The following is a 14,061-nucleotide window of genomic DNA, read 5'->3' as shown; positions in this document are numbered from 1 at the left end:
CCACCCGGGTCCGGCCCGCCCCTCGCAGGGGCGGGCCGGACCCGCCCGGACTGTTCGCAGCCGGGACCGAACTCCATCAGGGGCTCACCGATCCCCGTCGCCTGGAGCCGGCCCAGCAGTCGGTACGCGGCCTCCATGCCCGTGCCCACGGAATACTCGGTGGTGAAGATCGTGTCCCGGGTGGTCTCGGTGGACCGGCCGTAGAGCCGGACCGCGATCCGGTGGGCCGGCGCTGAAGGGATCGCGCTTGGCGATCTCCCCGATCGGCTTGGGGATCTTCCCGATCGGCTTGGGGATGCGCGGGTCGAAGGTGGTGACGGTGGCCGATTCCCACTTGCTCTCGGGGATGCTGCCGAAGAACACCTCGGGATGGCCGGACGACTCGTCGTGGCGGGCGATCCTCCCCCACAGGTCCCACGCGGGCCGGCCCGTCGGATGAGGGAGGCCGCGCCGGACAGGGAGCCGGCCCGGACCCCACGAACCAGGCCGTCATCCTCTCGACCCCAAGAGGTTTGCGCGGTCGCGCGAACCCCTCTCGGTTCCAGCCGCCTCAGGACACGGCGACCCTCTCCCCCGCACGTGATCCGCGTCACCTCCGGGGCCCAATTGGCCACCCGATTGGCCACCCAAGTGGTGGCAAATCGGACTACTCGACAATATGTCGCATTCCACTTGATACAGCCTCATATACCGCTTGACGGTGTGTCAGCCGCAAGCACGCGAGGCATAATCGGGCCTGGTCGTCTCCGAAAGCGGTGGGACCACGGAGCACCGGCCCGGCCCCGCCCCGGAGTTCCGCACCGGACCGATCCCCAAGGCGTCGCAGATGTTCCTGGCCAACCGCACCCGCATCGCGGTCCTCGTCACCGCACTCGCCGTCAGCGGCGTCGGAGTGACGACCTGGGCCTACGGATACGGGCACACCCAGGAGTCCGAGGCGTCCGGAGCGGCCCTGCGGCCGAGTGTGACCGAAGGCACAGTCCTCCAGGTCGTCGCACATCCCGACGACGACCTCTTCTTCATGAACCCCGACCTGAGCCGCTCCATATCGACGGGCGTCAAGATCGCGACGGTCTACCTGACCTCCGGCGAGTCCGACGGCCGCAACGAGGCCCACAGCCCGCACCTGCAGGATCCCGCCGGCCCCGCCGACCACGCCGCCTACGCGGAGGCCCGGCAGAACGGCATACGGGCGGCCTACGCGCAGATGGCCACCGGCAACCGCGTCAGTGCCTGGCAGCGCAAGTCCATACCCACCGTGGGCGGCGGCAGCGCCGAGGTGGACACGCTCGCGGCCAGGCCCGAGGTCAGCCTGGTGTGGATGCAGATGCGCGAGGCCCGCAGCATCTCCGGTGACAATCCGGACAGCCTCCGAGGCCTGTGGGACGGCAAGGTCACTGCCCTGGGCTCCCAGCTGACCTCCGGCACCCCGGCCGGGCCCGCGTTCTCGTACACCAGGGATCAGGCCGTGGAGGCCGTCGCGCACGTGTTCGCGATGTACCGGCCGACCACGATACGGACGCAGGACCCGACACCCGGCCGCACACAGGACGGCCGCGTCTTCCTCGACCACCAGGACCACATGTACGGCGCCCGCTTCGTACAGGCCGCCGCGGAGCGGTACGCGAAGTTCGGGGACCGGCCGCACTTCTCGGTCCAGAACTACGTGAGCTACCCCAACAGCTCCCTCCCCCCGACCCTCGACCGACAGACGGCCGAGGAGAAGCTCGGCTACCTGAAGACCTACGCCTGGACGGACCACCAGGACTGGTGCGCGAGCCCCGCCGGCTGCGGCGACCGCAAGACCGCGACCCGGCCCACCGGCGCCGGGTGGAACCAGACCATCCGCTACAGCCGGGGCGACGGCACCTCCTGGATGACCGAGGGCACCGAAGGCCGGCTGTGGGCCTTCGCCGCCCTCGACGGCCAGATGGCGTACTGGGTGCGCGGTGGCCCCGGGGCCCCCTGGAAGGGGCCCGAGTTCCTCCCTGGCACCGGGATCGACGCGGGCGCGACGGCAGTCCGGCTGCCCGACGGCCGGATCGCCGTCTTCGGCACCCGCACCGTCCTGGGCGCCACGCCCCAGGAGTACCGGCGCGAGGTGGTGCACGCCGTCCAGGCCTCGCCCGACGGCGCCTTCGGCCCCTGGACCGCGCTGGGCACCCCGGACCCGTCGGACCCGTCCCTCACCTCGGCGATCAGCGCGCCGTCCGTCGCCGTGGACGGCGCGGGCCGGGTGACCGTGCTCGTACGCGATTCCCGGCACACCCTGCGCGCCCGCACCCAGACCGTGCCGGGCGACCGCTTCGGTCCGTGGCAGTCCCTGGGCGGGGCCGGTCTGCAGGGCGACCCGGTCGCCGCGACCGACGCCGCGGGGCGGCTCCACGTGTACGCGGCCACGGCGCAGTCCGTACTGGCCTGGGTCCGGCCGGCGCCGGACGCCCCGTTCGGCGGCCCCTTCAGGACCGGCCTGCCGGCGACCACCGGGCCGCTCTCCGTGAGCCCGCGGGGCGACGGGGTCCAGCTGTACTTCCGCCACCCCGGCACGGGCACCGTCGGTACGACCCTGGCCACGGCCGGCGGGTCCGCGCCGACGTTCTCCCCGGTCACCGACGCGGGCGGCGAGGGCGGCTACGGAGCCGTCGGCATCGCGGGCCAGTTCCTCGCGGGCCGCGCGGAGACCGGCACGATCGGCGTATCGGGCCCGGACGGTACACCGGCCTGGTACCAGTCCCAGATGCTCTACACGGGCGCACCCGCGGCCGCGACCGGATCGGACGGCACGACCGTCGCCGCGGCCGTGGGTCTCGACGCCGCCCTGCACATCACGACGGCTCCCCCGGCCGGCTCCGGGACGCCCGGCGGCGGTCCGGCCTCCACCCCGTGGCATCCGGCGCTCCAGCCCCCGGTGATCGCGCAGGCCGGCCGTGCGGACTCCGGGTGGCAGGGCTGAGCGGAGCGGGCGACGATGACGGCGGACCACGTCGGAACCCGGCCGAGACCGGCTCCTGACCCCCTCTGACCACCGCCGATCGGGGCTCCCATGACCCCTTGCTCCAGCGGGCGGGGGACTCCCCCGACCCCCTCCTGCGGCTCCGCGCCGCCCGGGACTCCGAGGGCCCTTCCCACCAGCTCGCCCGGGAGTCCCGGGGCCCGTCCCGCCACCTCGCCCGGGAGTCCCAGGGCCCCCTGGCCGGTCCGGCGCGGGCACAGGGCACCGGGCACGGTGCGCGCCGCGGCCTCCGTCGCCGCGCTGTTCCTCCTCGCCACCGGATGCAGGAACGACTCCGTACCCGCCTGGGGGTACCCGGAGCTCGGGGCCACGCTGACCGCGCTGTCCCGGACCCTGGAGGAGGGTTGCGCCGGGCAGGCCCCCGAGAGCTGCGCGGGCGAACTCGACCGGCTCGACGCCCTGGCCGGGCGCGCCTTCACCGAGGTCCTCGACCACCGCCTCCTCGACACCGCGTACGTCGGTGCCCGCAACGAGGTGGACCGGGCCCGGGAGCTCCGTACCGCCGCCGCGGCGCGGGCCCGGGCCGGCCGCGACCCCTACCCCCTGCCCCTCCGGCGGGCGGTGGAGGCCGAACGGCTCGCCTACCGCCACCTCCTGGCGGCGCTCGAGCGGATCCGTACCGCGCCGCCTCCCGAAGCCGGGGCGGAGCCCGTCTGACACCCCGGGCCCGCCCTCCAGCGCCGTCCCGGCCCTACGGGCGCAGCGGCGGGGTGGGCAGTCTCGTGCCGTCGAGCGCCACGAGGGACAGGACAGTGATCGATCCCGTCCAGGCGAGGGGGGCGACCGAGGCCGGCCTGCCCTCCCTGTCCACCTTCTCCGGCAGCTCGCCCAGCGTGTTCCGCTTGGACAGCACCCAGTCCAGGACCTGTCCGGCCTTCGCCGGCCTGCCGGTGCCGGCCCACGCGAGTGCGAAGAAGGCCGTACTGGGCGTCCACGCGTTCGCTCCCCAGCGCGCCGCCGGGTCGTTGCCCGGGGTCAGCCCCCCGTTGGGCAGGAGGAGCTCCCGGTACGTGGTGTCCAGCGCCCCGGCCAGGCCGGCCGGGGCCTCGTTGAAGGGGGGCGCCAGGAACGCCACCGCGCTGTCGTGCCCGTGCCGTCCGTCGGCCGTGCGCCCGTACCCCACAGGGCCGAACCGGGCGGAGATCCCCGCGGAGAGCCGCCGTGCGGCCCGGGCCCAGCGCGCCGCGTCCTGCGGCCGGTCCGCCTCCCGGGCCAGGTCCGCGGCGGCGTTGAGCCCGGCGAGCAGCGGCGCGGCCGTACCGATGTTGGGCGTGCTCGTCGTCAGCTCCCAGTAGTCGGGGGACGCCGGGGGCAGCCCGTCCGCCCGCAGGGAACCGGCCGCGTGGTCGGCGGCCTTGCGGATCATCGGGTAGAGGGTGGTCAGCCGGGCCCGCCGGCCGGCCGCGGGGGCCGTCCGGTACCACTGCCAGGTGGCCCAGGGCACCCAGCCGTTGGCGTCGAGCTGCCAGAGTCTGCTGTCGGGCGGGCCGGATCCGTCGAGCGCCGTCCGCGCCTCCCAGGTGCCGTCCGCGCGCTGGGTCGCGGCGCTGTAGCGCAGGATCCGGTAGGCCTCGGGATCGTGGCCGGTGTGCGCGAACGCGGCGGAGGCGAAGCTGGAGTCGCGCGGCCAGGCGTAGTTCCAGCCCACGCTCCACCCCGCCGCCATGGCGCCGTTCGGCCGGAGCAGGGCGCGCATCGACAGCAGCGCCCGCCCGGCCGCCGCGCGCTGCGCGGGCGACCTGCCGGGGACCCGGCCGGAGGCCAGCCAGGCGCGGCTCCGCTCGATCTGCCGGCACGCCGCCGGATCGTCGGCCTCGACCACGGCCGACGCCTCCCGGGACTCGGGAAGGTACAGCCACCGCCCGGACGCCAGCCGCAGGACGTTGCTCCCCTCGACGTACCGCGCGCCGCTGGCGAGGGAAGGCGGAACGCCTTCGGTGGCGGTCGTGCTGGCGAGGAGGCCCGCGGTGGGAGCGGCGAGTTCCAGCAGGCGCGCGTCAGCGCGCTCGAGCCCGGCCCGGGCCTCGTGGCCCGGCGGCCGGACGGGCGGCACCGGCCCGGCCGGGGGCACCGGTCGCGCCGCGCCGGGGTGCCGCTCGGCGCGGCCGCCCGCGGAACACGCGGCAGCGGCGATGCTCGCCAAGGCCACCGTGACGACCGCACAACGGCCGAGCCGGACACCGGGCATCGTCGCTCCCTCCGTGGGGCCCCCGTACCCGAGGACCCGGATTCCCCATCCTGGAAGAGCCGTGCCGTCGCTGCCACGGCACGCCCGCCGCCCGGGTGACCGAGGCGTCCCGCGGGGGCCGCGGGCCGCGTTACCCGACCTGGCGCACCCGGGATGCCGGTGGCCGCGGGCCGTGCGCATCATGGGTGTCCGCGGGCCGGTCGGTCACCGCGGTCGGCGGGCGCATCGACCGCCTCCCGGCCGGACCCCGCTGCGAAGGGCTGGTACATGAGCACTGCTGCGGCCGAGGACGAGGACCCCCGTACGCCTGTCGGCACGGCGGACCCGGGACGCGGCCGCCTGGCCCTGGCGCGCGGGCTGCTCCCGGTGGCCGGGGCGACGCTCGTCGCGGCGGCCGGGGCCCTGGTCGCCGTCGGATGCTTCCTCGGCCTCTACGTCCGGCCCACGTCCGACGACTGGTGCGCCGCGTGGAAATCCCGCGACATGGGCGTCTTCGGCATCACCTCCGACTTCTACATGACGCAGAACGGCCGGATCGCCAACGCCTTCCTGAGCGGTGTCGTCTACGGTGACGGGCTGGCCGGGACGAAGATCCTGCCGACGGTCATCGCCGTCTCCTTCACCGTCGCCCTGGTCCTGCTGGGGCGTCACTTCGTCCGCTTCCTCGGTGGCAGACCCCGGATCCTGACCCTGACCGCCTGCGCCCTGGTCGTACAGGCCCTGCTCTACTTCGCGGGCACCCGCAGCTATCAGGTGCTGCTGTGGGCCCCCGCCACGATCTCCCACACCGTCCCGAGCGTCATCGGTGCGTGGTCCCTGCTGCTGGCCATCCGGACCGCCGGCCATCCCCGCAAGGCCGTCCGCCTGGCCGGCTTCGCGGCAGCGTTCCTCATCGGCTTCGTGCTCGGCACCCTGAGTGAGCCGTTCTCCCTGGTCAGCGGGCTGCTCGCGGGCATGGTCGGGCTGCTGTGCCTGCCCCGCCTCGGTCTGGCGCGGAACTGGCAGCCGTTCACCTGGTGCCTGCTCTGGTGTTCCGGGCTCGTCTGCGGACTGGTCGTGCTCTACACCTCCCCGGGCGCCCGCTGGCGGCGGGCCCAGCAGCCCGCGAAGGAGTCCCTGCTCTCCGCGCACGAGCTGAAGGGCATCGTCCGGGACTGGCTGCACATGTGGGACACCGTCACCGGCCAGTGGGCCTACCTGGGAGCAGCGGCGGTCGGCGTGCTCCTGGGCCTGGCGAGCGTGCTCCGCGGGCCCGCGGAGCACGAGAAGCGGGAGCCGCGCCGGACCGTCCCGCGCGGGACGCTGATCGCCCTGCTGCTGCTCCCGGTGCCGGTGGTGGTACTGGGCTCGCTCGCGGTGGCGGTGGGCCTGCGCAGCGGTTACGGACCGAGCGGGTGGACGTACGCGCGCACCTGGACGAGCTATCTCGTCCCGATGGAGCTGGCGCTGTGCGGCTACGGCGCACTGCTGGGAGCGCGCGGCGGCCGGCGGCTCCGGGGCCGCCGCGCCGCCGGCACGCTCCTCGCGGCGGGCGCGGCGGCGGGCTGCCTGGCGCTGGCCTCGGTGGCCGTGCTCGTCCCGCAGGTCCAGGATCTGACGACCGCCACGGTCACCCGTTCGGTGGCCTGGGACGCCCAGAACGCCCGCATCCGGGCCGAGGACGCGCGGGGCGCCACGGACGTGGGCTACCAGCCCCTGTACATCGGCAATCTCGCCGAGCCCTTCTTCACGGGGAACTACCAGCGGGACTGGGTCTCCGCCTGCGTGTCGAAGTGGTACGGCATCGACCGGATCCACCGGCCCTGAGCCACGGCCCCGCCCGGCCGGCCGGGGAAGCGGCGGGTCGGCGGGGCGGTGCGTCAGCGGAGCCGCGGGTCAGCGGGTGGCGAGGAGCTCGAGCGTGTCGATCACACGGTTCGAGAAGCCCCACTCGTTGTCGTACCAGGCGACCACCTTGATGTGGCGGCCTTCGACGCGGGTGAGGGCCGAGTCGAAGATCGACGAGGCGGGGTTGCCCGTGATGTCGGAGGACACCAGCGGGTCCTCCGAGTACTCGAGTACACCGGCGAGGGGGCCCTGGGCCGCCGTGCGGTAGGCCTCCAGCACGTCCTCGCGCGTCACGTCGCGGGCGACGGTGGTGTTGAGCTCGACGATCGATCCGACCGGAACCGGCACGCGGATCGAGTCGCCCGAGAGCTTCCCGTCGAGGTTCGGCAGCACTAGGCCGATCGCCTTGGCGGCGCCCGTCGTGGTCGGCACGATGTTGACGGCGGCGGCGCGGGCCCGGCGGGGGTCGCGGTGCGGGCCGTCCTGCAGGTTCTGCTCCTGCGTGTAGGCGTGCACCGTCGTCATGAAGCCGTGCTCGATGCCGGCGAGGTCGTCGAGCACCGCGGCCAGCGGAGCGAGCGCGTTCGTCGTGCACGAGGCGTTCGAGACGATCGTGTGCAGCTCCGGGTCGTAGGAGTCGCTGTTCACCCCGTACGCGAGCGTGATGTCGGCGCCGTCCGCGGGCGCGCTGACGAGTACCCGCTTGGCACCGGCGTCGATGTGGGCTCGGGCGGCCTTGGCTGAGGTGAAGCGGCCGGTCGCCTCGAGCACGATGTCGACGCCGAGCTCGGCCCAGGGCAGCTGCGCCGGTTCGCGCTCGGCAAGCACCTTGATGCGGCGGCCTTCGACGACGAGGACGTCCCCGTCGACGGTCACCGGGCGGCCGAGCCGGCCGGAGGTCGTGTCGTAGGCGAGCAGGCGCGCGAGCGTGGCGGGCTCGGTCAGGTCGTTGACCGCGACGATCTCGAGGGCGCTGTCGCGCTCGAGCAGCGCGCGCAGCACGTTGCGTCCGATGCGGCCGAATCCGTTGATGGCGATGCGAGTCATGGTGTGTCTCCCTGTCCCTTGGGTTCGACTCCAGGTTCGCGCGCGGCGGACGCCAGTGACAGCGGCGCGATCGCCACTGTCCGCAAGGATCGCGCCAGGGGGTGGTGGCTCGGAGGCAGGGGAGCGCGGGGGCGCGGTCACTCCCCCTGGGCGAAGGTGCGCCGGTACTCGCTCGGCGAAGTGCGCAGGATGTGCTGGAAGTGCAGCCGCAGGTTCGCGCCGGTACCGAGGCCGACGTCCGCGGCGATCTGCTCGACGCTCCGCTCCGAACGCTCCAGCAGTTCGCGGGCCACGTCGATGCGGGCACGCATCACCCACTGCATGGGCGTGTACCCGGTGTCGTCCGCGAAGCGCCGCGAGAACGTGCGCGGCGACACCGCCGCGTGCCGGGCGAGCACCTCCAGGGTGAGGGCCTCGCCGAGCCGGTGCAGCGCCCATTCGCGCGTGGCGGCGAACCGTTCGCCGAGCGGCTCGGGCACGCTGCGCGGCACGTACTGCGCCTGGCCGCCGCTGCGGTAGGGGGCCGCGACCAGCCGCCGGGCCGTGTGGTTCGAGGCGGCCACCCCGAGGTCGCGGCGCAGTATGTGCAGGCACAGGTCGATGCCCGAGGCGGCGCCGGCGGAGGTCAGGATGCTGCCCTCGTCGACGAACAGGACGTTCTCGTCGACCCGGACCAGCGGCCGTTTCGCCGCGAGGGCCCGCGTGTAGTGCCAGTGCGTGGTGGCGCGCCTGCCGTCGAGCAGGCCAGTGGCGGCGAGTGCGAAGGCTCCCGTGGAGATGGCGGCCAGGCGTGCTCCCCGGTCGTGGGCGGCGACCAGCGCGTCGAGCACGGCCTGCGGCGGGTCCTCGCGGTCGGGGAACCGGTAGCCGGGCACGAAGACGGTGTCGGCCCACGCGAGCGCGTCGAGGCCGTGGGCCACGGAGTACGACAGACCGTCACCACCGGTCACCAGCCCGGGTGCCGCGCCGCACACCCGCACCTCGTAGGGCATGCTCGCGCGGTTCGAGAACACCTGCGCGGGGATGCCGACGTCGAGGGGTTTGGCACCTTCGAGGACGAGCACGGCGACGCGGTGGGGGCGGGAGGACGGCACGGGGAAGAGCGTACGCGGGCCCGGCGGATCCGCCGACAAACCCATTGGCGGGCCCGGCCGCCACGGACGACCATGGGGCGCATGACTGATCAACCCGCACGATGGACCCAGGCGAGCGTCTACCCCGACATGTGGGCCGACCCGGACGACGACCCCCGCGACAACCATGGCACCGGACCCGGTCCGGAAGGCGAGCTCGCGACGCTGGACGACTTCCTGTCGGGCTACCGCTTGACGCTGCGGATGAAGTGCGAGGGCCTGGACGCGGAGCAACTGGCCCGCCGGTCGGTCCCGCCGTCGACGATGTCGCTGCTCGGCCTGGTCCGCCACCTGGCCGAGGTGGAACGGGACTGGCGCAACTGGATCACCGACGGCGATCCACTGCCGAAGCTGTACGGCGCGCGTGACGCGGATTTCCACGGAGCCGTGGCCGAGCAGGCCGTGGTCGACTCCGCGTACCGCGACCTGGAGCGCGAGCAGGCGGCCACCGACGCGGCCCTGGCGGGGCATCCGGACCTGGGCGAGCGGGTGGGCAAGGACGGGATCGCGGTACGGGAGCTGATGGTGCACCGGATCGACGAGTACGCCCGGCACTGCGGGCACGCGGACCTGCTGCGCGAGTGCGTCGACGGCAGGGTGGGCCAGTGAGGTCCTGGGTCCTGTCGTCGAACTTCCGTCTGCCGCGCGCCGACTGGCCCTAGGCCGGCTCGGACAGGCTCGCCGCCGGCTGTACGGGAAGACCCGCGCGGCCGTGCCCGGCCACGGCGCGCGGTGCCTCCAGTGCGGCCAGCCGCCGTACGCTCGACCGCCGTTGCAGGACCGACAGGCCCGCCACCGCCGCCCCGAGGGCGAGCCAGCCCGCCGGTCCCGCGGCCATCACGGCGCCCGTCAGGAGCAGCGGCCCGGCGGACTTCTGCACGGACTGGGACATGCCCGCCACTCCCAGGTAGGACGCCCGCGCCTCCAGGGGGGCGAGGGAGACCGCCAGTTCCCAGGAGCTCACCGACCGCATCAGCTCCGCAAGCGTGACCAGGACCGCCACGACAAGCAGGACGGCCGAGGCGGTCCAGGTACCGGCTCCCGTCGACAGCGCGAGCAGGACGCAGCAGGCCAGCACCGTCAGCCCGTACAGCAGGACCGCCCCCGCGGCCCGGTGCGGCCCCTCGAACCGTTCCGACACGCGCAGTTGCAGCACGACGACGAGCACGGTGTTGATCACGAGGAAGGCCGGGACCAGGGCGTGGGGGGCGTCCGTGTGGTGGACCAGCCACAGCGGCAGCCCGACGTTGAGGATCGAGTCCTCCAGGTTCATCGGGATGTCCAGCAGGACGAACCGCAGGTAGCCGCGGTCCCGCCACGGGCTCGGCGCGGGCCGCCCGTCCACCGGGCCGGGGCCGCCGGCAGCCTCGGCCCCGGCAGCCCGTTCGGGCACCGCTGTGTCGCCGTTGCGGGCCGCGATCCGCCCGTGGCCCTCCGGTTCGCCGGTTCGCCGGACCAGTGCCGCGGCCACGACGAAGGACAGGGCGTTGGCCAGGATCAGGGCCTGGTAGGCCTCGCGGGTGCCCACCGCGAGGCCGATCGCGGCGAGGCCGGCCCCGAGCGCGTAGCCGGCGTTCGCCGAACTGCGCGACAACGCCTGGTAGGTGGCGCGCCGTTCGCCCGCGACCCGCGTCGCGAAGAGCATCTCCAGCGTCTTGGCCGCCCGGTCGCCCAGGGACGTGAGCGCGACGACGAGCAGCAGCGCTTCGAAGCGGGTGACGAAGAGCAGGGCGCACAGGGTGGCCAGTCGCAGCAGGTGGCAGCCGATCAGCAGCGAGCGCACCGGGAACCGCTCCGCCAGGTGGCCCGCCAGTGGTGAGCCGGCGATCCCGGCCACGCCGGCCGCGCCCAGCAGCAGGCCCAGCCGTCCGGCGTCCAGTCCGACGACGAAGGTGAAGTACAGGACGCAGGCCGCGGACCACACCCCCGTTCCGGTCCGGTCCAGCAGCTGCGCGAACAGCATGATCCGCGCGGGGCGGCCCCCGGGCGGCCGTCGCAGCTGGGCCAGCAGTCCGGCGTCACCCCGCCGGTCCCGCACGTCCCGTCGGCCCTTCGCGTTCTCCCCGGCGCGCCACATCTCCGGCCCCCATGCCCTTGGCGAAAAGTATCTCGATATCGAGATACCCAGGCCGCAGCCTGCCGGAAATGAATCTCGACGTCAAGATACTTCGAAGCGGTCCCCGCCCCGGCGCCGCCTCGCGGTCGGGCTCACGGTCGGGCTCACGTAGGAGTGAACGGACGGGAAGTCCCGCGCCCCCCGGTCCGCGCTCCTGCATCCTGCTGCTTGTCCATCAGCCGGTGCTCAGGCCAAGGTGCGTGCCGTGCTCAGGTGCGGGCACGGCCGTTCGTGAGCACGGCGGCAACGGAAGGCGGGCGCGTGGGGGTTGAGGGGGGCGGCGGCACGGCCCCGTCGCCGGCGCAGGGCGGGGGGCGGCGCAGGGGTGTGCCGCGGCACGTCGCGTGCGTGATGGACGGGAACGGCCGGTGGGCAGCGCAGCGGGCCCTGCCGCGCACGGCGGGCCACCGTGCGGCGGAGGCGACGGTGATCGACGTCATCGAGGCGGCCCGGTCGGCCGGGGTGAAGTGGCTGAGCCTGTACGCGTTCTCCACGGAGAACTGGGGACGCCCGGGCGACGAGGTCGACTTCCTCATGCACCTGATGCGGCGGGTGGTGCGCAAGCACGCGCCGCTGCTGCACGCCCGGGGCATCCGCTGCCGCGTCCTGGGCCTGTCGGACCCGAGGGTTCCCGCGGCCCTGGCGCAGGACTTCGACGATCTGATGACGCTCACCGGGGCCAACCGGGGCATGACCCTGACCGTGGCCTTCGACCACGGCGGGCGCCGGGACATCGTCGAGGCGGCGCGGTCGCTCATCCGGAACGGCGTGGCGGCCGACGCCCTGACCGAGGAGATCTTCGCCGCCCATCTCCCCTTCCCCGACACCCCGGACGTGGACCTCGCCATCCGGACCTCGGGCGAGCAGCGCGTCTCGAACTTCATGCTGTGGCAGATCGCCTATGCCGAGTGGGTCTTCCCGTCCGTCCTGTGGCCCGACTTCCGCGCGGCGCACTTCGTGGAGTGCCTGCACACCTACCAGCAGCGCGACCGCCGGTTCGGCGGCCTCGCACCGTCCCTGAACGGAGCTCCCACAGCGTGACCACCACCGGCTCGTCGTCCTCCACCGGCTCCCCCACCGGCTCCACCGCCGACCGCGAATTCGGCTCATCCGGCGGCGGGCAGGCCGCATCCGGCCCGGAGTCCCGGTTCCGGCAGGTCTTCAACGATCCCCGCTGGGCCCTGGCCATCATCCGGGCGACCGTGCTGGAGACGGCGCATCCGCAGATCGGCGCCGCCCTGATGGAGAACTCGACCTTCGTGGCACATCCGTGGCGGCGGCTGCACAACACCTTCCTGAGTATGCAGCGCATGTGCGGCGCCGATGACGCGGTACGCGCCCGGGAAGCGGCGCGCCTGAACCGGCTGCACGCGCGGCTGAGCGGCACCGACGCCCGTGACCGGCCCTACGACGCCATGGACCCGCACGTCCGGGCCTGGGTGGTGGCCACCCTCTTCGAGAGCGCCGTCACCATGTTCCGACTCGGCGGCCAGCCGCTGGACCAGGACACCATGGAGGGCCTGTACCGCGAGTTCCAGGAGTTCCTCACAGCCATGGGGGACGAAGCCGGTCATCTCCCGGCCACCCTGCAGGAGTTCTGGGGCTACTACGACCGCGTGGTCGACGAGGAACTGGAGAACACCGAGGCGCTGCGCGTCATCCTCTACAAACTGTTCGACCACCTCCCCGCGCCTGCCCTGCTGGAAGACCTGCCCACCGTCTGGGCGGCCGGTCGGGCGGTCGCCGGGCCGGTCATCGGGGCCATCACCGTCGCGTCGCTCCCCGAATCCCTCCGCCGTCGCGCGGGGCTGCCCGACTTCCCCGGCGCCCGAACGCTGACGCAGGGGGCCTACCTGGTCGCCGGCCTGGCGCGTTTCCTGCCCGACGGGTGGATCAAGGCCGAGGAGGTCGCCGGTCTGCTGACCCTGTCGCCGGACAGCGACGATCCCCGGGCCCGGGCCGTCGGCGCCGTGCGCGACGGGGTCAAGCGGGCCGGAGCGCTGATCCGGCTGCTCACGCCGATTCCCGACCAGCGCGAGCCCGCCGCGACTCCCCGTCCCGGGCGCACCGCCGAGGAGTTCTTCCGTACGGTGCTGGACCAGACCGGCGACGGCCATGTGGAGTGGCCGGACCTCGCCGCCATGGCCCGCGAGCTCTCCCTCCGGCTCGACCTGGACGAGCCCGAGGAGACCAGGCTGTACGACGCGTACGCCGCCTGGTGGAAGGAGCTGCAGACGGCCCTGGACCGCGACGGTGACGGCCGGGTCAGCGCCGAGGAGTACGCCGCGGCCGTACCCGGCCTGGCCGGGCCGGCCCTGATCAGGCTCGCCGACGTCCTGTTCGACGCCACGGACAAGGATGGCGACCAGTCCATCGACGCCGACGAGTACCGGGCGCTGTTCCGTACCGGATTCCACCGCGACCCGGCGCACACCGGCAGCGCCGCCTACTCGCGGAGCGCGTTCGTCAAGGAGTTCCTGTCCTTCATGACCGGCCGCCAGCGGTCACGGGCGTACGACCCGCTGCTCGCCCAGGGGTGACGCCCCCGCACCCCGGCACCCGGCCCCACGGCCCGTACTCTCGGGCGCTTACCGCCAGGGGTCGGCCGTAGGTGCGGAGGCGGGCCCGGGGGCCGCCAGTGCCGGGGTCTCGGTGGTGATCGCGGCGATGACCGCCTCCCTCGCCAGGCGGGAGAGGGCGGGGTCCCGGCGCTCCTCGGGCATGGCGATGAGCGCGA

General features: G+C 74.0%; 11 protein-coding genes and 1 pseudogene. 6 read left to right on the top strand and 6 right to left on the bottom strand.

The window, feature by feature from the left end:
- Positions 1-84: 84 nt before the first annotated feature.
- Positions 85-414, bottom strand: a pseudogene (locus tag OG389_RS34895) (oleate hydratase); the annotation flags it as partial.
- Positions 415-826: 412 nt separating this feature from the next.
- Here OG389_RS34895 and OG389_RS34890 point away from each other — a divergent pair.
- Together OG389_RS34890 and OG389_RS34885 are read left to right on the top strand one after the other, a co-directional pair.
- The gene (locus tag OG389_RS34890; RefSeq protein WP_328303118.1) at positions 827-2,953 is read left to right on the top strand and encodes a PIG-L family deacetylase; all 2,127 of its coding nucleotides are present in this window, start codon (positions 827-829) and stop codon (positions 2,951-2,953) included.
- Positions 2,954-3,226: 273 nt separating this feature from the next.
- Positions 3,227-3,670: a hypothetical protein gene (locus OG389_RS34885; protein ID WP_328303116.1), complete on the top strand. Its 444-nt coding sequence runs from the start codon at positions 3,227-3,229 to the stop codon at positions 3,668-3,670.
- A gap of 34 nt (positions 3,671-3,704) precedes the next feature.
- On the opposite strand, the gene OG389_RS34880 is transcribed toward OG389_RS34885, so the two are convergent.
- Positions 3,705-5,201, bottom strand: a complete 1,497-nt coding sequence (locus OG389_RS34880; RefSeq protein WP_328303114.1) for a hypothetical protein — start codon at positions 5,199-5,201, stop codon at positions 3,705-3,707.
- Between the two features lie 267 nt (positions 5,202-5,468).
- Between OG389_RS34880 and OG389_RS34875 the strand changes: the two genes are divergently transcribed.
- Positions 5,469-7,007: a DUF6056 family protein gene (locus OG389_RS34875; protein ID WP_328303113.1), complete on the top strand. Its 1,539-nt coding sequence runs from the start codon at positions 5,469-5,471 to the stop codon at positions 7,005-7,007.
- Between the two features lie 69 nt (positions 7,008-7,076).
- Here the strand turns inward: OG389_RS34875 and gap are convergent, their stop codons facing one another.
- Entirely contained in the window at positions 7,077-8,075 is a 999-nt protein-coding gene (gene gap / locus OG389_RS34870; RefSeq protein WP_328303112.1) for a type I glyceraldehyde-3-phosphate dehydrogenase, read from the bottom strand.
- Positions 8,076-8,212: 137 nt separating this feature from the next.
- Entirely contained in the window at positions 8,213-9,214 is a 1,002-nt protein-coding gene (locus OG389_RS34865; protein WP_443059391.1) for a GlxA family transcriptional regulator, read from the bottom strand.
- A gap of 27 nt (positions 9,215-9,241) precedes the next feature.
- Here OG389_RS34865 and OG389_RS34860 point away from each other — a divergent pair, with 27 nt between their 5' ends.
- Positions 9,242-9,817, top strand: a complete 576-nt coding sequence (locus OG389_RS34860) for a DinB family protein (RefSeq protein ID WP_328303110.1) — start codon at positions 9,242-9,244, stop codon at positions 9,815-9,817.
- A gap of 49 nt (positions 9,818-9,866) precedes the next feature.
- Here the strand turns inward: OG389_RS34860 and OG389_RS34855 are convergent, their stop codons facing one another.
- Positions 9,867-11,285, bottom strand: a complete 1,419-nt coding sequence (locus OG389_RS34855; protein ID WP_328303108.1) for an MFS transporter — start codon at positions 11,283-11,285, stop codon at positions 9,867-9,869.
- Between the two features lie 390 nt (positions 11,286-11,675).
- On the opposite strand from OG389_RS34855, the gene uppS reads away from it, so the two are divergent.
- Entirely contained in the window at positions 11,676-12,365 is a 690-nt protein-coding gene (gene uppS, locus OG389_RS34850) for a polyprenyl diphosphate synthase (RefSeq protein WP_328304333.1), read from the top strand.
- A 140-nt stretch (positions 12,366-12,505) separates the two neighbouring features.
- The gene (locus OG389_RS34845) at positions 12,506-13,864 is read left to right on the top strand and encodes an oxygenase MpaB family protein (protein WP_328304330.1); all 1,359 of its coding nucleotides are present in this window, start codon (positions 12,506-12,508) and stop codon (positions 13,862-13,864) included.
- Between the two features lie 48 nt (positions 13,865-13,912).
- On the opposite strand, the gene OG389_RS34840 is transcribed toward OG389_RS34845, so the two are convergent.
- The gene (locus OG389_RS34840; protein WP_328303106.1) at positions 13,913-14,047 is read right to left on the bottom strand and encodes a hypothetical protein; all 135 of its coding nucleotides are present in this window, start codon (positions 14,045-14,047) and stop codon (positions 13,913-13,915) included.
- Positions 14,048-14,061: the final 14 nt, after the last annotated feature.

Origin of the sequence: Streptomyces sp. NBC_00435 (assembly GCF_036014235.1) — a bacterium.
In the GTDB taxonomy this organism is placed as follows: Bacteria; Actinomycetota; Actinomycetes; order Streptomycetales; family Streptomycetaceae; genus Streptomyces.
This window is presented reverse-complemented; position numbering and strand designations above follow the sequence as displayed.

What these genes read in the sequence shown, in the direction of transcription:
- OG389_RS34890 (WP_328303118.1), top strand. Translation starts at nt 827, where the DNA reads ATGTTCCTGGCCAACCGCACCCGCATCGCGGTCCTCGTCACCGCACTC.
- OG389_RS34880 (WP_328303114.1), bottom strand. Translation starts at nt 5,201, where the DNA reads ATGCCCGGTGTCCGGCTCGGCCGTTGTGCGGTCGTCACGGTGGCCTTG.
- uppS (WP_328304333.1), top strand. Translation starts at nt 11,676, where the DNA reads ATGGACGGGAACGGCCGGTGGGCAGCGCAGCGGGCCCTGCCGCGCACG.
- OG389_RS34860 (WP_328303110.1), top strand. Translation starts at nt 9,242, where the DNA reads ATGGGGCGCATGACTGATCAACCCGCACGATGGACCCAGGCGAGCGTC.
- OG389_RS34855 (WP_328303108.1), bottom strand. Translation starts at nt 11,285, where the DNA reads ATGTGGCGCGCCGGGGAGAACGCGAAGGGCCGACGGGACGTGCGGGAC.
- gap (WP_328303112.1), bottom strand. Translation starts at nt 8,075, where the DNA reads ATGACTCGCATCGCCATCAACGGATTCGGCCGCATCGGACGCAACGTG.
- OG389_RS34840 (WP_328303106.1), bottom strand. Translation starts at nt 14,047, where the DNA reads ATGCCCGAGGAGCGCCGGGACCCCGCCCTCTCCCGCCTGGCGAGGGAG.
- OG389_RS34875 (WP_328303113.1), top strand. Translation starts at nt 5,469, where the DNA reads ATGAGCACTGCTGCGGCCGAGGACGAGGACCCCCGTACGCCTGTCGGC.
- OG389_RS34865 (WP_443059391.1), bottom strand. Translation starts at nt 9,214, where the DNA reads ATGGGTTTGTCGGCGGATCCGCCGGGCCCGCGTACGCTCTTCCCCGTG.